The organism is Bradyrhizobium sp. UBA2491 (assembly GCF_002341725.1).
Lineage (GTDB): Bacteria > Pseudomonadota > Alphaproteobacteria > Rhizobiales > Xanthobacteraceae > Bradyrhizobium.
Window position 1 is genome coordinate 1 of the sequence record NZ_DDOP01000029.1, and the last position, 18173, is coordinate 18173.

General features: G+C 65.4%; 12 protein-coding genes and 1 pseudogene. 9 read left to right on the forward strand and 4 right to left on the reverse strand.

The window, feature by feature from the left end:
* Positions 1-303: 303 nt before the first annotated feature.
* Positions 304-1029 (reverse strand): annotated as a pseudogene (locus B2W55_RS08375) (LLM class flavin-dependent oxidoreductase); the annotation flags it as partial.
* Positions 1030-1412: 383 nt separating this feature from the next.
* Between B2W55_RS08375 and metF the strand changes: the two are divergent.
* The 5 genes from metF (at position 1413) to B2W55_RS08400 (ending at position 10266) form a co-directional block, all read left to right on the forward strand.
* Complete coding sequence (gene metF / locus B2W55_RS08380; RefSeq protein ID WP_024581838.1) at positions 1413-2327, forward strand: methylenetetrahydrofolate reductase [NAD(P)H]; 915 nt, start codon at positions 1413-1415, stop codon at positions 2325-2327.
* Between the two features lie 3 nt (positions 2328-2330).
* A complete protein-coding gene (metH, locus tag B2W55_RS08385) occupies positions 2331-6194 on the forward strand; it encodes a methionine synthase (protein ID WP_024581837.1) in 3864 nt (1287 codons plus the stop codon).
* 168 nt (positions 6195-6362) lie between these two features.
* On the forward strand, positions 6363-7022 hold the full coding sequence (gene maiA / locus B2W55_RS08390; RefSeq protein WP_024581836.1) for a maleylacetoacetate isomerase: 660 nt from the start codon (positions 6363-6365) through the stop codon (positions 7020-7022).
* Positions 7023-7117: 95 nt separating this feature from the next.
* Positions 7118-7726 carry a biliverdin-producing heme oxygenase gene (locus B2W55_RS08395; protein ID WP_024581835.1) on the forward strand — a complete coding sequence of 203 codons (609 nt, stop codon included), beginning with the start codon at positions 7118-7120 and terminating at the stop codon, positions 7724-7726.
* Positions 7723-10266, forward strand: a complete 2544-nt coding sequence (locus B2W55_RS08400; RefSeq protein ID WP_024581834.1) for an HWE histidine kinase domain-containing protein — start codon at positions 7723-7725, stop codon at positions 10264-10266. The genes B2W55_RS08395 and B2W55_RS08400 overlap by 4 nt, the downstream gene beginning before the upstream one ends.
* 104 nt (positions 10267-10370) lie before the next feature.
* Here the strand turns inward: B2W55_RS08400 and B2W55_RS08405 are convergent, their stop codons facing one another.
* Positions 10371-11441 carry a nickel/cobalt efflux transporter gene (locus tag B2W55_RS08405; RefSeq protein WP_024581833.1) on the reverse strand — a complete coding sequence of 357 codons (1071 nt, stop codon included), beginning with the start codon at positions 11439-11441 and terminating at the stop codon, positions 10371-10373.
* 22 nt (positions 11442-11463) lie between these two features.
* Complete coding sequence (locus B2W55_RS08410; protein ID WP_024581832.1) at positions 11464-11742, reverse strand: metal/formaldehyde-sensitive transcriptional repressor; 279 nt, start codon at positions 11740-11742, stop codon at positions 11464-11466.
* A gap of 208 nt (positions 11743-11950) precedes the next feature.
* On the opposite strand from B2W55_RS08410, the gene B2W55_RS08415 reads away from it, so the two are divergent.
* Both B2W55_RS08415 and B2W55_RS08420 read left to right on the forward strand, forming a co-directional pair.
* Positions 11951-12925, forward strand: a complete 975-nt coding sequence (locus B2W55_RS08415) for a magnesium transporter CorA family protein (protein ID WP_024581831.1) — start codon at positions 11951-11953, stop codon at positions 12923-12925.
* A 131-nt stretch (positions 12926-13056) separates the two neighbouring features.
* Positions 13057-13773, forward strand: coding sequence for a dihydrofolate reductase family protein (locus B2W55_RS08420; RefSeq protein WP_024581830.1), 717 nt, complete (start codon positions 13057-13059; stop codon positions 13771-13773).
* A gap of 552 nt (positions 13774-14325) precedes the next feature.
* Here the strand turns inward: B2W55_RS08420 and B2W55_RS08425 are convergent.
* Positions 14326-15039 (reverse strand): TetR/AcrR family transcriptional regulator, encoded by a 714-nt coding sequence (locus B2W55_RS08425; protein ID WP_029879234.1) that lies wholly within the window; start codon positions 15037-15039, stop codon positions 14326-14328.
* Positions 15040-15245: 206 nt separating this feature from the next.
* Between B2W55_RS08425 and B2W55_RS08430 the strand changes: the two genes are divergently transcribed.
* Together B2W55_RS08430 and B2W55_RS08435 are read left to right on the forward strand one after the other, a co-directional pair.
* On the forward strand, positions 15246-16508 hold the full coding sequence (locus B2W55_RS08430) for an HlyD family secretion protein (RefSeq protein ID WP_371412461.1): 1263 nt from the start codon (positions 15246-15248) through the stop codon (positions 16506-16508).
* Positions 16509-16523: 15 nt separating this feature from the next.
* Positions 16524-18113, forward strand: a complete 1590-nt coding sequence (locus tag B2W55_RS08435) for a DHA2 family efflux MFS transporter permease subunit (protein WP_024581827.1) — start codon at positions 16524-16526, stop codon at positions 18111-18113.
* Positions 18114-18173: the final 60 nt, after the last annotated feature.

Below are 18173 nucleotides of genomic sequence, written 5' to 3' on the forward strand. Positions count from 1 at the left end.
AAGCAGCTGCGCCTTCTGCTCCGCATCAAGCCGCGCGATCGCCTTGCGCATGGCCAAGCTCCCTTTTCAGGAGAACGCGATGTGCCGATGTCCGTTCCTTCGGCCTCCGTACCGACCGGACACCGGCCTCCCGAAAACGCCCGCGTGCCTTTCTAGACTAGAGCGGGATGGGATTAGGTTGAGCTGGAACGGCATCGGAAGTTCACCTCTCCCCGCCGGGGAGAGGTGAATCGTGTTCGTGGCCAAACCGATTCAACCTAACGTCATCCCGATCTAGCGGATTGCAGATTTCTGTCACGACGCCGACAGCGCAAGCCGCTCGGCCTCCGCGTCGGTCTCCGCCGTGACGGCGGCAACCGCCAGGATCGCCTGCGGCGCCGCGCGCCAGCCCGACGGCTTGAAATGCGCGCGATAATTCGACATCGCCGCAACAGCGTCATGGGTGGCGAAATGATGCGCGAACGCAAAGCCCATCCCGACCTGGGCGGCGAGCTCGGCGGAATAATCGCTCGAGCCGAGCAGCCAGATCGGAGGCAGCGGCGAATCGTCCGGCATCGCCACGACATTGTTATAGGGGTGGCCGGCCGGGAAGTCGCGCGTCTCCCACAACGTCAATTCGTGCAGCCGCTCGAGGAAGTCGTCGCCCTCGCGGCGATCGAGCCGGCTGCGCAATGCGTAGGCGGTCGCACCATCGGTACCCGGTGCCCGGCCGAGGCCGAGGTCGATGCGGCCCGGAAACAGCGCCTCCAGCATCTTGAACCGCTCGGCCACCACCAGCGGCGCATGGTTGGGCAGCATCACACCGCCGGAGCCGACCCGGATATGCTGCGTCACCGCCGCGATCTGGCCGATCATCAGATCGGGTGCCGGGCTCGCGACCGAGGCGAGGTTGTGGTGTTCGGCGAGCCAATACCGGACATAGCCGAGACCATCGACATGGCGTGCCAGATCGATGCTGTTGCGTAGCGCAACCGCAGGCTTGGTGCCGGTGGTGACGACGGACAGATCGAGGACCGAGAGCGGGATCATGGCCGACAGCCTAGTGTGGCGTCATGAGGCGACAAAGACCCGCGGCGTGCAGAGCTGTCCCGCGAGGGAATGCCGGCACCGGTCACGGATATTGGGACAAAATACATCATTTCATCCATAAGTCATCCTGCCCACGGACAGTTGCAATCCACAACCGGATCAAGTATCATGAGTTTAGTTGTTATATATCAATAAATTATACTTGTACCCCGCTAGACAAACCTTCTACCCACTAGCCGTCCCAGATCACCGATTTTATCATCTACTCTTCCTAAAATGGGCAATTTCCCATATCCGATGGGCTGTTTGATCCGGCCCGTTTCGCTTATCTTGGGGCCTCCATATCCAGGCCAGCCATCTGCCTCGCGGAGCCGTTGCGTATCATGACCGAGACCGTTTCTCCCGTGCCGAATGGGCACCGTGCGCCAAACGTTCCGAAAATCTCGTTCGAGTTCTTCCCGCCGAAGACCGAGGAGATGGAGCGCACGCTCTGGGACACGATCAATCGCCTGGCGCCGCTGACGCCGAATTTCGTCTCCGTCACCTATGGCGCCGGCGGCTCGACCCGCGAGCGCACGCATGCCACCATCGCCCGCATCCTGCGCGAGACCGATCTGCTGCCGGCCGCGCATCTGACCTGTGTCAGCAGTTCGCGGAGCGAGATCGACGAGATCGTCGACCGCTATCACGAGGTCGGCGTCCGCCACATCGTGGCCCTGCGCGGCGATCCACCCGGCGGCATCGGCACGCCCTACTTCACCCATCCGGACGGCTACCAGAGTTCGGCCGAACTCGTCGCCGGCATCAAGAAACGCCACGCCGACATCGAGATCTCGGTGTCCGCCTATCCGGAGAAGCATCCTGAAGCCGCCGACTTCGACGCCGACATCGATACGCTGAAGGCCAAGGTCGATGCCGGCGCGACACGCGCGATCACCCAGGTGTTCTTCGACAACGACCTCTACCATCGCTATGTCGACAAGGTGCGGGCGCGCGGCATCGAGATTCCGATCGTGCCGGGCATCATGCCGATGCACAATTTCAAGCAGGCTCGCAATTTCGTCACCCGCGCCGGCACCAGCGTGCCGGGCTGGCTTGCCGAGAAGTTCGACGGCCTCGACCACGATGCCGAGACCCGCAAGCTGGTCGCGGCCACCGTTGCCGCCGGCCAGGTGCAGAAGCTGTTCAAGCGCGGCGTCGACACCTTCCACTTCTACACCATGAACCGCGCGGACCTGGTGTTCGCGGTCAGCCATCTGCTCGGCATTCGGCCGAATGGCGCACAGAAGGCTGCCTGATCCATGTCGATTCCTGTCTCTGCCAAGCGTACCGCCTTGCTCGCGGCTGCCCGCGAACGGATCCTGGTGCTCGACGGCGCCATGGGCACGGTGATCCAGGGCCTGCTGTTCGACGAAGCCGCGTTCCGCGGCGAGCGCTTCAAGGATTTCCACCGCGACATCAAGGGCAACAACGACGTCCTGATCCTGACGCAAGCCAAGGCCATCGAGGACATCCACGCGGCGTATCTGCGCGCCGGCGCCGACATCGTCGCGACCAACACCTTCTCCTCGACCTCGATCGCGCAGGCCGACTACGACATGTCGGAGCTCGCCTATGAGCTGAACCTGCAAGGCGCCCGGCTCGCTCGCGCCGCGGCCGATCGCGTGTCGGCCGAAGACGGCAGGGAGCGCTTCGTCGCCGGCGCGCTCGGCCCGACCAACCGCACCGCCTCGATCTCGCCCGATGTCGCCAATCCCGGCTACCGCGCGGTGACCTTCGACGATTTGCGCAAGGCCTATCGTGAACAGGCCAGCGGCCTGCTGGATGGCGGCGCCGACATGCTGCTGGTCGAGACCATCTTCGACACGCTGAATGCCAAAGCGGCGCTCTACGCGATCGCCGAGCTGATGGAAGAGCGCGGCATCGACGTGCCGGTGATGATCTCCGGCACCATCACCGACAAATCCGGCCGCCTGCTCTCCGGGCAATTGCCAGAGGCGTTCTGGCATTCGGTGAAGCACGCCAGGCCGATCACGATCGGCTTCAACTGCGCGCTCGGCGCCGAGGATCTGCGCGGCCACATCGCCGACATCGGCCGCGTCGCCGACACCCTGGTTTGTGCCTACCCGAACGCCGGCCTGCCCAACGAGTTCGGCCAGTACGACGAGACGCCGGACTACATGGCGCGGCTGATCGGCGAATTCGCCGCTGCCGGCCTCGTCAACATCGTCGGCGGCTGCTGCGGCACCACGCCCGACCATATCGCGGCGATCGCCAGAGCCGTCGCCCCCCACAAGCCGCGCGTCGTGCCCGAGATCGAGCCGCGGCTGCGGCTCTCCGGCCTCGAGCCGTTCACGCTGACCGACGCCATTCCGTTCGTGAACGTCGGCGAGCGTACCAACGTCACCGGCTCGGCGCGCTTCCGCAAGCTGATCACCGCGGGCGACTACACCGCGGCGCTTCAGGTGGCGCGCGACCAGGTCGAGAACGGCGCCCAGGTCATCGACGTCAACATGGACGAAGGCCTACTCGATTCCGAGAAGGCGATGGTCGAGTTCCTCAACCTCGTCGCCTCCGAGCCGGACATCGCCCGCGTACCGGTCATGGTCGACTCCTCGAAATTCCACGTCATCGAAGCCGGCCTGAAGTGCATCCAGGGCAAGCCGATCGTGAACTCGATCTCGCTCAAGGAAGGCGAGGAGAAGTTCCTGCACGAGGCGACGGTGGCCAAGCGCCACGGCGCGGCCGTGGTGGTGATGGCGTTCGACGAGACCGGACAGGCCGATACGTTCAAGCGCAAGACCGAGATCTGCAAGCGCGCCTACGACATCCTGGTCGAGCGGCTCGACTTTCCGCCCGAGGACATCATCTTCGATCCGAACATCTTCGCGATCGCGACCGGCCTCGAGGAGCACAACAATTACGGCGTCGACTTCATCGAGGCGACGCGCTGGATCCGGCAGAACCTGCCGCACGCCCACATCTCGGGCGGCGTCTCCAACCTGTCGTTCTCGTTCCGCGGCAACGAACCGGTGCGCGAGGCGATGCACTCGGTGTTCCTGTACTATGCCATCAAGGCCGGCATGGACATGGGCATCGTCAATGCCGGGCAGATGATCGTCTATGACGACATCGATCCCGAGCTGCGTCAGGTCTGCGAGGACGTGATCCTCAACCGCGATCCCGGTGCCTCCGAGCGGCTGCTGGCGCTGGCGGAAAAATTCCGCGGCAAGGAGAAGCAGACTAAGGAGCAGGATCTCGCCTGGCGCGAATGGCCGGTCGAGAAGCGGCTCAGCCACGCGCTGGTACACGGCATCACCGAGTACATCGAGGCCGATACCGAGGCCGCGCGGCAGAACGCGACGCGCCCGCTCGACGTGATCGAGGGGCCCTTGATGGCCGGCATGAACGTGGTCGGCGACCTGTTCGGCGACGGCAAGATGTTCCTGCCGCAGGTCGTGAAGTCGGCGCGCGTCATGAAACAGGCGGTGGCCTATCTGATGCCGTTCATGGAGGAGGAGAAGGCGCGCAACCGGGCCAATGGCGGCGCCGAGGGCCGCAACACGGCCGGCAAGATCGTGCTCGCCACCGTGAAGGGCGACGTCCACGACATCGGCAAGAACATCGTCGGCATCGTGCTCCAGTGCAACAATTTCGAGGTCATCGACCTCGGCGTGATGGTGCCCGCCAACAAGATCATCGAGACCGCCAAGGCCGAGGACGCCGACATCATCGGCCTGTCCGGCCTGATCACGCCCTCGCTCGACGAGATGAGCTTCCTCGCCGGTGAACTGGAGCGGCAGGGCATGAACGTGCCGCTTTTGATCGGCGGCGCCACCACGAGCCGCGTGCACACCGCCGTCAAGATCGACCCGAACTATCCGGGCGGCCCGGTCGTGCATGTCAACGACGCCAGCCGCGCGGTCGGCGTCGCCTCCTCGCTGCTGTCGACGGAGAAGAAGCAGGCCTATGCCGCCGAGGTTCGCGCCGAATACGCCAAGATTTCCGCGGCGCATTTCCGCGCCCAGGCCGACAAGAGGCGGCTGAAGCTTCCCGACGCCCGCGCCAACAAGGTCACGATCGACTTCGCCGCGGCGCCGCCGAAGCAGCCGGCATTCCTCGGGCTGAAGAGCTTCGACGCCTATGATCTCGCCGAGCTCGCCGACTACATCGACTGGACGCCGTTCTTCCAGACCTGGGAGCTTGCTGGCCGCTTCCCGGCGATCCTCGACGATGCCGTGGTCGGCGAAGTTGCACGCTCGCTTTATGCCGACGCCCGCAAGATGCTGGACCAGATCATCCAGGAGAAGTGGTTCACTGCCCGCGCCACCATCGGCTTCTGGCCGGCCAACGCCGTCGGCGACGACATCGCTGTTTATGCCGACGAGACCCGCACCAGGACGATCGCGACCCTGCACACGCTGCGTCAGCAACTCGAGAAGCGCGAGGGCCGGTTCAACGCCGCGCTGTCCGATTTCATCGCGCCAGTCGAGACCGGCGTGCCGGATTATATCGGCGGCTTCGTGGTCACGGCGGGGATCGGCGAGGACGCGGTCGCCGACCGTTTCAAGAACGCCAATGACGACTACTCGTCGATCCTGTGCAAGGCGCTGGCCGATCGCCTGGCGGAGGCCTTTGCCGAGCGCATGCATCAGCGCGTACGCAAGGAGTTCTGGGCCTACGCGTCCGGCGAGGCCCTGTCGGCGGACGAACTGATCCTGGAGAAATACGACGGCATCCGTCCGGCGCCGGGTTATCCGGCGCAGCCCGACCACACCGAGAAGCAGACCTTATTCAAGCTGCTCGATGCCGAGAACACTGCTGGCGTGACGCTGACCGAGAGCTTTGCGATGTGGCCGGGCTCGTCGGTTTCCGGGCTCTACTTCAGCCACCCGGAGAGCTTCTATTTCGGCGTCGGCAAGATCGAGCGCGACCAGGTCGAGGACTATGCCGCCCGCAAGGCCATGACGGTCGCCGAGATCGAGCGCTGGCTGGCGCCGATCCTGAACTACATCCCATCGCAGGAAGCTGCCAAGGAGACCGTGATCGCACCGGCCGCGACGCCCGCCAATGACGAGACATCCAAGGAACTGGCCTCGCACCCGGCCGGCTGCACCTGCGGCGTGCATCTGGCGTGGCGGAAGAAGAAGGTGGGGGCGGGGTAGCTCTTTCCTCCCTTCTCCCCTTGTGGGAGAAGGTGTCGCGGACATTGTCCGCGACGAATGAGGGGTCTTTGTCCGCGGAGACAGGCCCTTCACCCGTCCGCGATGCCGCCGCATCGCGTCCCCCCTCTCCCACAAGGGGAGAGGGAAGAAGAATGGAGCGCGTGCCCCATGCAGTTCTTCTCCTTCTGGCGATCGCTGGCGAGCTTTCGGGTACGGATCGCGCTCAACCTCAAGCAGGTGCCGACTGAGGCCGTGTTCGTCGACATCGACGCCGACGCGCATCGCGCCGATGCCTATCGCAAGATCAATCCGCAGATGGCGCTGCCGGCGCTGGTGACCGACGACGGCACGGTGCTGTTCCAGTCGCTGGCAATCATCGACTATCTCGACGAGACCTATCCCGATCCGCCGCTGCTGCCGGCCGATGCGCTCGGCCGCGCCCGGGTGCGCGGGCTGGCGCTGATCGTTGCCTGCGAGGGCCATCCGCTGCTCACGCCGCGGGTGCGCCGCTATCTCGACCGCGAGCTCGATCTGCGCGACAGCCAGCAGAATGCCTGGCGGCGGCACTGGACGGTGGAGACGCTGGCCGCGCTCGAAGGCCACCTCGCCGGCCACAAGGCGACCGGCCGTTTCTGCCACGGCGACACGCCGACCGTCGCCGACATCTGCCTGGTCGGCCACGTCACGGCGGCGATCAACCAGCAGATCAGCCTGTCGCCCTGGCCAACCGTGAAGCGCATCCACGAGGCCGCCATGGCATTGCCGGCCTTCGCCAGGGCCCATCCTTCCGCCCAGCCGGACACGCCGGAGGCGATGCGGGCGAAATAATGGCGCTTTCCGGAACCTGAAGTTCCGTCAGGCGTTGGCGTGCGAGTGATCGCCCGGCCGCCGGCCATCATTGCGCTCATACCTGAAGGACTCTGATGCCGGAAACTGCAAGTCCGACGCCGCTTCTCGTCGTCTCCAACCATTTCGCCGGTCGACCTCGCACCTCTCTCCGCAGCGTCCTGAAAGCCGCCACAGCCGCGGATCACGCAGACCTCGACGCCACGCTCGGGACCATCGACCTCTCCACCCTCGCCGGCTATCGCCGTTTCCTCGAGATCAACGCCGCGGCGCTGCTGCCGCTGGAGCGTGCGCTGATCGCGGGCGGGGTTCGCAAGCTCGTCGCCGACTGGGATCGCCGCGCCCGCAGCCGCGCCATGCTGGCCGATCTCGCTGCGATCGGCGGCTCGGTCCAGCCACTTGATCCGCCCGCCATAGCCGATCGCCCTGCATTGCTCGGCACCCTGTATGTGCTGGAAGGCTCCCGCCTCGGCGCGGCGTACCTGCTGCGGCACGTCGACCGCACGGCCAATGCCCGCATTCGTGCCGCTACCGGCTTTCTTCGACATGGCACCGGCGAGCAGCTCTGGCCGAGCTTCCTCGCCTTGCTCGAGCGCCACGCTGCGGAGCTGACCGACGAGGATGACGTCATCGTACCCGCCCGCCGCGCCTTCGCCCTGTTCGCCACAGCCGCGAGCCAACCATGAAGCTGCAAGTCGACCTCACCAATTGCGACCGCGAGCCGATCCACATCCCCGGCAGCGTGCAGCCGTTCGGCTTCCTGATTGCACTGCAATCGGACTTCACGGTCTGCATGGCCTCGGACAATGTGGCGAGCTATCTCGGCCGCGAGCCTGGCCAGATCTTCCAGCGGCCGCTCGAGAGCATCTTCTCCGACGCCGCGATCGAGGCGATCCGAACCCGCGTCGACTATCTCACCGGCCCGGACGCCACCGAGCGCCTGTTCGGCGTGACGTTGCAGGACGGCGGAAGGCCGTTCGACGTCGCCATCCACTTCTCCGGCGCCTATCTCGTGATCGAGGCCGAACCGTCGGTAATCGAGCCTGACGTGAACTCGGGCGAGCTGGTCCGCCTGATGCTCGGCCGGGTGCGCAAGACCCGTGGCATCACCGACCTGGCGCAGGAAGCCGCGCGCCAGGTCAAGGTCCTGACCGGCTTCGACCGCGTGATGGTGTATCGCTTCGCCGCCGACGGCTCCGGCGAGGTCATCGCCGAGGTCGCCAAGGCCGGTCTCGAAACCTTCCTCGGCCTGCACTACCCGGCCTCAGACATTCCGCAGCAGGCACGCGCGCTCTATACCCGCAACTGGCTGCGCATCATCGCCGACGTCAATGCGGCCCCGGTGTCGCTGCTGTCGACGGCGACCCACAGCGCGGGCCTGCTTGATCTCTCGATGAGCACGCTGCGCTCGGTGTCGCCGATCCATATCGAATATCTACAAAACATGGGCGTCGGCGCCTCGATGTCGGTCTCGATCCTGCGCGACGGCAAGCTGTGGGGGCTGTTCGCCTGCCACCATTACTCCGCGCACCACATCTCGTTCGAGCGTCGCACCGCGGCGGAGTTGTTCGGCCAGATGTTCTCCTGGATCCTGGAGACCCGCGAGCGCGAGGCGACCATTGCCTACGAGACGCGCGCCCAGCAGATCCAGGAACGGCTGATCGAGGCCGCCGCGACCCATGAGCACAGCCAGCGCGCAATCTTCGATTTCGTCGACGACTATCGCAAGATGATCGAATGCGACGGCATCGCGATCTGGTCCAATGGCGAGATCAAGCTGTCCGGCCAGACGCCGACGGAAGCCGAGGTCAAAGATCTGGTCGGCTTCATCAACCGGACCTCGCCAGGCCGCATCACCGCGAGCGCGGAGATCGCCAAGGTCTATGCCGCCGGCGGCGCTTTCCGCGACCGCGCCGCGGGCTTTCTCGCGGTGCCGATCTCGCGGGTGCCGCGCGACTGCCTGATCTTCTTCCGCCGCGAGGTGACCCAATCGGTCAACTGGGGCGGTGCGCCCGAGAAGGTCTACACCACGGGTCCGCACGGTCCGCGGCTGACGCCGCGCAAGAGCTTCGAGCTGTGGCAGGAGGTGGTGCATGGCCAATCCAAGCCCTGGACGCAGGCCGACCTGCATATCGCCGAGAGCCTGCGGATCACTCTTCTTGAAGTGATCCTGCAACTCGCCGACCTCGCCGCGCGCGAGCGCAAGGGCGCGCAGGAGCGGCAGGAGCTGATGATCGCCGAGCTCAATCATCGCGTTCGCAACATCCTTGGACTGGTGCGCGGCCTCGTCGCCCAGAGCAAAGACACCGCGACCAGCGTCGAGGAGTTCTCCGGCGTTCTCGGCGGCCGGATCCAGGCACTGGCCCGCGCCCATGACCAGATCACCAGCCTGAACTGGGCGCCGGTCGCGCTGAAGACGCTGGTGGAGTCGGAGGCCGGCGCGTATCTCGGCTCCCGGGCCGGACGCATCCAGATGGGCGGCCCGGACGTCGCGCTCGATCCCAAGGCGTTCGCGACGCTCGCGCTCGTGGTCCACGAAATGATGACGAACTCGGCGAAATACGGCGCGCTGGCCGACTCCACCGGGCAGGTCGAGATCGTCTGGAAGCTCGACCGCAATTCGAGCCTCGTCATCGACTGGAAGGAGAGCGGCGGGCCGCCGGTACAGCCGCCCTCGCGGCGCGGCTTCGGCACCACGATCATCGAACGTTCGATCCCGTTCGACCTCAAGGGCGACGCCGAGCTGCGTTTCGACCTGCTCGGCGTGCAGGCGAAATTCACGATCCCGGCGAATTTTGTGGAACTGATGTCGATGTCCGGTATCGCAACCAAGCTCGAATCCGAAGCCGATGCCGCGCAACGCATTTCCGGAACGGCGCTGATCGTCGAGGACAATCTGATCATCGCCATGGGTGCGGAGGTGATCCTGCTCGAACTCGGCGCGCGCCATGTCGAGACGGCCGCCTCGGTGTCGCAGGCGCTCGCCGCAATCGAGCGCAGCACACCGGGCTTCGCGCTGCTCGACCTCAACCTCGGCTCGGAGAACTCGATCCCCGTCGCGACTAGGCTGTCGGAGTTGAAGGTGCCTTTCGTGTTCGCCACCGGCTACGGCGAACGCGCCCCGATCCCGGCCGAACTGGAATCAGCGCCGGTGGTGCAGAAACCGTACACCCGCGACGTGGTGGAAGCAGCGCTAGCCAAGCTACGGGATGCAGCGGGAGCCTAGATATCCTCTCCTGGCCATCCCGGCGACGGCTGTCGTGCCCATACCCCTCGGTCGGATCTGACGGAGCGGATCAAGCATCCGCATCGGATTAATGGCATGACCGGCTAGGCGACGATCCCGTGCAGTCCCAACCAGCCGGTGTAGAGACCGACCAGCACGATCAGCGCGGCCGATACGTAGGGCGCGCGCTGGGCGAAGCTGCTGAAGCCGCTCCAATGACGTTCGACATGACGAAGGCCCAGCGCGGCCGCAACGCCGGCTGAGACCATGGTGATCGCAAGGCCGATGCCGAAGCAGAGCACCAGCACGAAGCCGAGGCTGAACTGCTTGAGCTGGAGGCAAAGCAACAACACCGTGATCGCCGCCGGACACGGGATCAGGCCGCCGGTCAGGCCGAACAGGATGATCTGCCAGGTCGTGACCGTGCGCCCGGCAAAGCGCTTGCGGATGTCGGCGGCGTGCGCGCGCGCATGCGCATCGTCGGCATCGCCGAGATCCATGTGGTCATGCTCTTCGAACAGGATTTCCACACTGTCCGCCCGCACCGACACGCGCGCCTTGAAGGCATGCGGCTCCGGAATTTCAACGATGCTCTCCAGATAGCCGTTCTGCTCGGCGAAGCGGAAATATTGCTCGCTGCCGTCGGAGCGGATCGTGACGACTTCAACCTCGCCGGCGCCCGGCAGCGCGCCGGCGTCGCTCCGCAACCGCCAGCGCGGCGGCACGCCGTCCTCGAACATTTCGAGCGTCAACGGCTGCCCGGCCAGCACCAGCTGGCGCGTTTCGTCGTGATGATGATCGTGGTCATGGTGATGATCGTGTTCGGAATGCTGCTCGCGCCAGGTGCGCCAGGCCATCCAGGCCGCGATCGTGATGATGATCACCGCCGACACCAGTTGCAGCCAGGCTTCGCTGCGTTCACCGGACCATTGCTGGCCGAAATGCAGACCCGCGAGTGCGATGATCCAGACGATTGCCGTGTGCGAGATCGTCGCCGACAGGCCGAGCAGCACCGCCTGCAACACCGTGCCGCGGATCGCGACGATGAACGCCGCCATCATCGTCTTGGAGTGGCCGGGCTCGAGACCATGCAGTGCGCCGAGCAGGATCGCGCTTGGGATGAACAGCCATGCATGGGCGCTGCCCTGCTGGAGCAGCTGAGACAGATCGGCCATGTGCTTCACTTCCGGGCGAGCGCTACTTCAAATAGGTGCGAACGACGTCGATCAGGTCAGCGGCGCCCTGGGCTTTCTCGGGGTCCTTTTCCCGGGAGGGATCCACGACGTGATGGCGGATGTGATCCTCGAGCAATTCCGCAGTCAGTCCGTTGATGGCGCCGCGAACCGACGCCACCAGCATCAACACGTCGGCACAGCCGATCTCGGCCTCCAGCGCCCGCTCAACGGCCTCTAGCTGACCCTTGATGCGGCGAACGCGGCCGACGAGCTTGGACTTGTGCTTGATCGTGTGTGACATGATTGTAGTATAGGGGGGTACCCTATTTTCGGTCAAGCCTTGCGATACGCGGCTCCTGCGCCCCATGATGGCCATACGCCCCACCTCGCTCACCCGTCACGCCGGCTTTCGCAACTGGCCTGCCCCGGCCTGATGCATGGAACCGGCCAGCGGGCCTCGCTATTGTCGTGCGCCGCAGCCCGCGAAAACCCGTACGGAGCCCCACCAGGTGCTAAAGCTCTACAGGTCGGCGACCGATGACTGGCAGAGCATCGGCGCCGAATTGCCGTCCGAGATTATCTGGATCGATTTGCTTACTCCCTCGGAGGAGGAAAAGCGGTTCGTCGAGCGCGTGCTCGGCATCCGCGTCCCCACCGAGAGCTCGTTGGGCCAGATCGAGGCTTCCAGCCGCCTCATCAGCGACCACGACCGGCTTTATCTGAGCTCGCCGGCGGTGCGGCTCGACGCCAACAACGAGGCCGAGATCACCAATATCGGCTTCATCATCGGCCCGCGCGTGCTGGTCACGGTGCGGTTCGCGGCGTTGAGCACGTTCGACGATGTCATGAAGCGGATCGACACCGACAAGAGCCTGCAAAACGGCATGTGCGTGTTCACCGCGCTGCTGGAAGCCATGGTCGATCGCGGCGCCGACGTGCTGGAGCACCTCGGCGCCAAGACCGATCAACTGTCGCGGGGCGTCTTCAAGGGTGGCCTGGTGCGCACCAAGCGCCCGGTGCGCTCCAGCCGCAGGCTACGTGAAGCGCTCGAGAATATCGGCGAACTGGCCGATCGCCTGGCGAAGGCGCGCGACATGCTGCTCGGCGTCGGCCGGGTCGCGTCGTTCGCCGACGACGTCGGCAATGAATGGATCACGTCCGCATCGAAGCGGCGGCTCGAGGCGGTTTCGCGCGATGTCGCCTCGCTCGGCGACTACGAGACGAGGCTGTCCGACAAGATTCAGCTGCTGCTCGACGCCGTGCTCGGCTTCATCAACATCCAGCAGAACGACCTGTTCAAGATCCTGACTATCGTGTCGGTGGTCGGCGTGCCCCCGACCATCCTGGTCGGCGTCTGGGGCATGAACTTCAAGGACATGCCGGAATTGGGCTGGGCATTTGGCTATCCGCTGGCCTGCGCGGTGATCGTCGCCAGCGGCCTGCTACCATTGTTCTGGTTCAAGCGGCGCGGCTGGTTCGATTGAGAGCCGGCGCGGAGTTTGAACCACCGCCGTGTTGTCGGCGTTGAGAAAGTGGCTGCGGCTGCCTAGATCAGAAGTAGCCGTGGTCCCGCCGCACCGTCATCACTGCACCGCTTCACCGAAGAGTTTGTCTCATGCGCCCTCACATCATCTGCCACATGGGCACGTCGATCGACGGCCGGCTTCATCCCAGCCGCTTCACCAAGCCTGCCGCCGGCATCGCGGCCGACGTGCTGCGTGCCCATTACGAGAAGATCCACGACGGCTTCAATGCCGACGGATGGATCATCGGTCGCGTCACCATGAACGAGATGGCCAAGGGCACCGAACGGCAGATCAAGAACCCGCCGAAGCTGCCGCGCGAACCGCATCTCGGCAACCGCGACGGCCGCAAGCTCGCGGTTGGCATCGATCCATCGGGCCGCGTGCATTTCGGCAAGGACAATGTCGGCGGCGATCACGCGGTCGCGGTGCTCGGCGAACAGGTCTCCGACGCCCATCTCGCCGAACTGCGCGAGGACGGCGCGTCCTACGTCTTCGCCGGCGCCAAAGGTGACGATCTGGCGGGTGCGATGGCGCAGCTTGCCGCCCTGTTCGGTGCGAAGACGCTGCTGCTCGAGGGCGGCGGCGGCATCAACGGCGCATTTCTCAAGCACGGGCTGATCGACGAATTCAGCACGTTGATCTTTCCGGCGGTCGATGGCGTCGCCGGATCGCAATGCATCGTCGACTATCACGGCCCGGACGGCGATCGTCCCGGGGCCGGCCAGTCGCTCCGCCTCACGCACTGCGAGACGCTGGAAGGCGGCATGGTCTGGCTGCGCCATGCGGTGGAGCGCGCCCCGGGCTGAGCCCCAGCGAATCCCGGCTTCCAGGCAGGCTGAGACGATCGCAGCAACCGAGATATCGCCGCGGAACATGGCCCCGTGGCTCTGGACTTGCTAAACAGTCATCCGTGGACGTCAGCTGAGGGGACGTGCGGATGAGAAAGTGGCGGCTGGAGCTTTGGTCCGAGCCCGGCAGCAACGGCGAATACCGCTGCCCGGTCTGCGAGACTGCGCTCGAGGTCTTCGATGGATCGATGCTGATCGCTTACCGGCTGACGGTTCAGCCGGAACGCCGCCTCCGGCCACCAGCGGGGCCACCCGGCCGCGTAACACGAGTGACCCCGCCCTAGCCGCGCTGGTGGTCCGACCCGCAGGCTAAGCAGATGACGATCTGACCAACGCCGCATTGCAATTTCATGACAACGCGCGAGCTGTCCCCGACATTCAGCCCGTGATCGAAAATTCATGAAACGTCGGATAGCGTGCGCCTCCGCTCGCTGCGGAGGGCGCAGCAGGCCTTGCAACAACCCGCTCCCGCAACCCGGCGCGCGGATTCGTCCGGCATCAACTCCCGGATCAATCGGGTTCGACCTGGAATCCATTCCGACATGCAGCGACGAAGAACGCGACGCCGCGCGCGACATGTGCGTCGATCTCCGGGTCGAGCGCCTTCAGATCCACCTCAAACAGCGCCCGCAGCAGCATCGGCACTGCGATGATGTCGAGGAACAGGCGCGCGGTGGTCGGCAGTTGCTTTGGCGAGAAGGCCGGCAGCCTGCCGAGTTCGTCGGACTGCGTCAGGTCGTGCAAGAGGTGCACGCCGAGCTCGGTGCTGAGTGCGCGCGCCCTGCGGTTGACGGTGGCGGCGAGATCGGGGAAGCGGTGCGCCTCGGCGATGGCAAGCCGCATCAGGCCGATCCGGTCGGCGTCGAACCCCCAATGCAGCAGGGTCGAGGCAACGCTGGTGAGGCGCTCCTCCACCGTCGCGCCGACCGGCGCATCCGCCTTGAACTCAGCGATGCGGGACAGGATGTCCCGTGTCACCACCTCGGTGAACAGCGCGCGCTTGTCGCGGAAGCGCGCATAGATCGTGCGCTTGCCAGAGCGCGCGACTTCGGCGATCTCGTCGATGCTCGCGCCTTCGAAGCCGCGCTGGAGAAAGACCCGACGGGCGGCATCGAAGATGCGGGCGTCGACCTCGCCGGCCAATTCCTTCGGCGGCCGGCCGGCGCGCACCTCGACTAGCTTTGCCTTGGGTGTCCGCGGCTTCCTCAAGGTACTGGTTGTCATTGCCTTCCCCTGGGTTCCATTGGCCGGTCGTACCGGTAACGCCCGGTAATATAGTCCTATCACATCTAGTTGTAAATAGAACGGTACAGTTCCGTTCCTATTGACGCTGCGCTGCGGCGAGACTATTTGTCGCGGATAAACGGAACGGTCTCGTTCCCTTTTGCGCAGGCCTTGCAGACCTCGCTTATCAGCCAGGAGCAGCCATCATGTTCGAAGACACTGTTTTGGAGCGCGACCAACCGGGGCACGAAGCCATCGAGGGCGCGCCCTCGGTTCCCGCCTCCCATGAGCCCAACACCAGGTCCGACCGGCCGGAGACCACCGCAAAGGCGCCGGCGCAGGAGCGCCCGGCCGATAGGCAGCCGACGCCGCCGGCAGCTATTCAGGAAGACCCCGACAAGGCGCCGCGTGGCTTCCTGCGCCGCCGCCCGGTGGTCTCGGCGATCGGCGCCGTGCTGCTCGCCGCCACGCTCGGCGGCGGGTACCTTTATATGGACTACGCCGAGCATTTCGAATCCACCGACGACGCCTTCATCGCGGCGCGGCAATCGGCGCTCGCCCCGAAGGTCTCCGGCTACATCACCGCGGTTCCCGTCACCGACAACCAGCACGTCAAGGCCGGCGACGTGATCGCCCGGCTCGATGACCGCGATTACCAGGTCGCACTGGCGCAGGCCGAGGCCCAGGTCGCCGCCGCCCGGGCCAGCATCGAGAATGTCGATGCGCAACTCGACGTGCAGCAGGCGCAGATCGCGGCCAATCAGGCCCAGGTCGACCAGACGCAGGCCGCGCTGACATTCGCCCAGCAGCAGGCGACGCGCTACCAGCATCTCGAGCAGACCGGCTACGGCACGGTGCAGAATTCCGAGCAATACACCTCGCAACTGCATCAGCAGCAGTCCGCGCTGCTGAGCTCACAGGCGCAGCTGAATTTGGCGCAGCGCCAGGTGGAATCGCTGAAAGCGCAGCGCAAGAGCGCGGTCGCCAACCTCGCCCAAGCCGAAGCGCAGCGCGACCAGGCCAAGCTCAACCTGTCCTATACGACGGTGACCGCCGCGCAGCCCGGCCGCGTCGTCAACCTCTCCGCCGCGGTCGGCCAGCTCGCGCAGGCCGGCACCAACCTGACGATGTTCGTGCCCGACCAGACCTGGGTCACCGCGAACTTCAAGGAGATCCAGCTCGACAAGATGCGCCCCGGCGAGAAGGTGACGATGCGGATCGACGCCTATCCCGGCCGTACCATCAACGGCCATGTCGAGAGTGTGCAGCCCGGCTCCGGCACCGCGTTCTCGCTGCTGCCGGCGCAGAACGCCACCGGCAACTACGTCAAGATCGTGCAGCGCGTGCCGGTGAAGATCGTGATGGACAACCCGCCGACCGACGTCGCGCTCGGCCCGGGCATGTCGGTGGTGCCCACCGTGCGGATCAATCCCGCGCCGTCGCTGATCGAGCGTCTTGGCAGACTGTGATCGCAGGAGGCTGTCATGAGTGCAGCAGCAATCGATGCCCAAAGCTTCCCGGCGCCGCGCGTCACCGTCAATCCCTGGCTGATCGCCATCGTGGTCGCGCTGGCGAGCTTCATGGAGGTGCTCGACACCACCATCGCCAACGTCGCGCTGCCCTATATCGCCGGCGGCATGGGCGTCAGCGAGGATGAAGCCTCCTGGGTGGTGACGAGCTACCTGGTCTCCAACGCCATCATCCTCACCGCCTCCAGCTTCCTCGCCAAGATGCTGGGGCGGAAGACGTTCTTCCTGATCTGCCTCGGCATCTTCACGGTGAGCTCGATCCTGTGCGGTTTCGCGCCGAACCTCAACGCGCTGCTGCTGTTCCGGATCCTGCAAGGCCTCGGCGGCGGCGGCATGGTTCCGGTGGCGCAGTCGATCCTCGCCGACGCATTTCCGCCGTCCAAGCGCGGCCAGGCATTTGCGGTGTTCGGCATCGCCGTCGTGGTGGCGCCGGTGGTCGGGCCGACGCTCGGCGGCTGGCTGTCAGATAACCTGTCCTGGCACTGGTGCTTCCTGATCAACGCCCCGGTCGGCCTGTTCGCGATCGCCCTGATCGCGGCGGTGCTGCAGGAGCCAGCAAAGCCCAAGGACAAGAAGCAGGACAATTCGTTCGATTTCATCGGCTTCGCCCTGGTCGCGACCTTCCTCGGCGCGCTCGAGGTGACGCTGGACCGTGGCCTGGAGGATGACTGGTTCGGATCGTCCTTCATCGTCATGTCAACGGCGGTCTGCGCCGTCGCATTCGTGCTGATGATCCCGTGGGAGATGACCCGCCGCAATCCGATGATCGATTTGCGGATGGTCGCGAGCCGGCAATTCGGCGCGAGCTTCCTCGTGATGCTGGCGACCGGCGCGATCCTGCTCGCAACCACCCAGTTCCTGCCGCAGCTGGTGCAGCAGGATTTCGGCTACACCGCGACCTGGGCCGGCCTCGTGCTGTCGCCCGGCGGCGTGGTGACGATGGCGATGATGTTCGTGGTCGGCCGGCTCGCCGCCAAGGTGCAGCCGAAATATCTGATCATCCTCGGCGCGCTGGTCATCGCGGCCTCGATGTACAGCATGACCAATGTCTATGGCGATCTCGGCTTCTGGTACATGGCGCGCTCGCGAATGCTGATCGGCGTCGGCCTGCCGCTGATCTTCATTCCGATCATGGCGGCGTCGTACGACGGCATCCCGGCCGGCAAGACCGACCAGGCTTCGGCACTGATCAACGCGGCGCGCAACACCGGCGGCTCGATCGGCGTCTCGCTGGTCTCCAACGTGCTGACGCATCGCGAGCAGTTCCACCAGAGCCGGCTGGTCGAGCAGCTGACGCCGTCGAGCCCGCAGTACCAGGACACGCTGCACCGGATGACCGACTTCTTCGTCGCCCAGGGCAATTCGCTGTTGCAGGCGCAACAGCAGGCGGTGCAGTGGATCGGCCAGCAGGTGCAGACCCAGGCCTCGTTCCTGTCCTACATGGATGCGTTCTGGGTCCTGATGCTGATCGCGCTGTCGGCGATCCCGCTGGCACTGACCTTGCGCAACATCAAGCTCGGCGGCGCCGCGCCTGCGGCGCATTGAGCATCGTCGGCTGATCAAACGAGCGCGGCGCCTCCCATGGCGACGCGCGCTTTCATTTTG

What these genes read in the sequence shown, in the direction of transcription:
- B2W55_RS08435 (WP_024581827.1), top strand. Translation starts at nt 16,524, where the DNA reads ATGAGTGCAGCAGCAATCGATGCCCAAAGCTTCCCGGCGCCGCGCGTC.
- maiA (WP_024581836.1), top strand. Translation starts at nt 6,363, where the DNA reads ATGCAGTTCTTCTCCTTCTGGCGATCGCTGGCGAGCTTTCGGGTACGG.
- B2W55_RS08420 (WP_024581830.1), top strand. Translation starts at nt 13,057, where the DNA reads ATGCGCCCTCACATCATCTGCCACATGGGCACGTCGATCGACGGCCGG.
- B2W55_RS08410 (WP_024581832.1), bottom strand. Translation starts at nt 11,742, where the DNA reads ATGTCACACACGATCAAGCACAAGTCCAAGCTCGTCGGCCGCGTTCGC.
- B2W55_RS08425 (WP_029879234.1), bottom strand. Translation starts at nt 15,039, where the DNA reads ATGACAACCAGTACCTTGAGGAAGCCGCGGACACCCAAGGCAAAGCTA.
- B2W55_RS08400 (WP_024581834.1), top strand. Translation starts at nt 7,723, where the DNA reads ATGAAGCTGCAAGTCGACCTCACCAATTGCGACCGCGAGCCGATCCAC.
- B2W55_RS08395 (WP_024581835.1), top strand. Translation starts at nt 7,118, where the DNA reads ATGCCGGAAACTGCAAGTCCGACGCCGCTTCTCGTCGTCTCCAACCAT.
- metF (WP_024581838.1), top strand. Translation starts at nt 1,413, where the DNA reads ATGACCGAGACCGTTTCTCCCGTGCCGAATGGGCACCGTGCGCCAAAC.
- B2W55_RS08405 (WP_024581833.1), bottom strand. Translation starts at nt 11,441, where the DNA reads ATGGCCGATCTGTCTCAGCTGCTCCAGCAGGGCAGCGCCCATGCATGG.
- metH (WP_024581837.1), top strand. Translation starts at nt 2,331, where the DNA reads ATGTCGATTCCTGTCTCTGCCAAGCGTACCGCCTTGCTCGCGGCTGCC.
- B2W55_RS08430 (WP_371412461.1), top strand. Translation starts at nt 15,246, where the DNA reads ATGTTCGAAGACACTGTTTTGGAGCGCGACCAACCGGGGCACGAAGCC.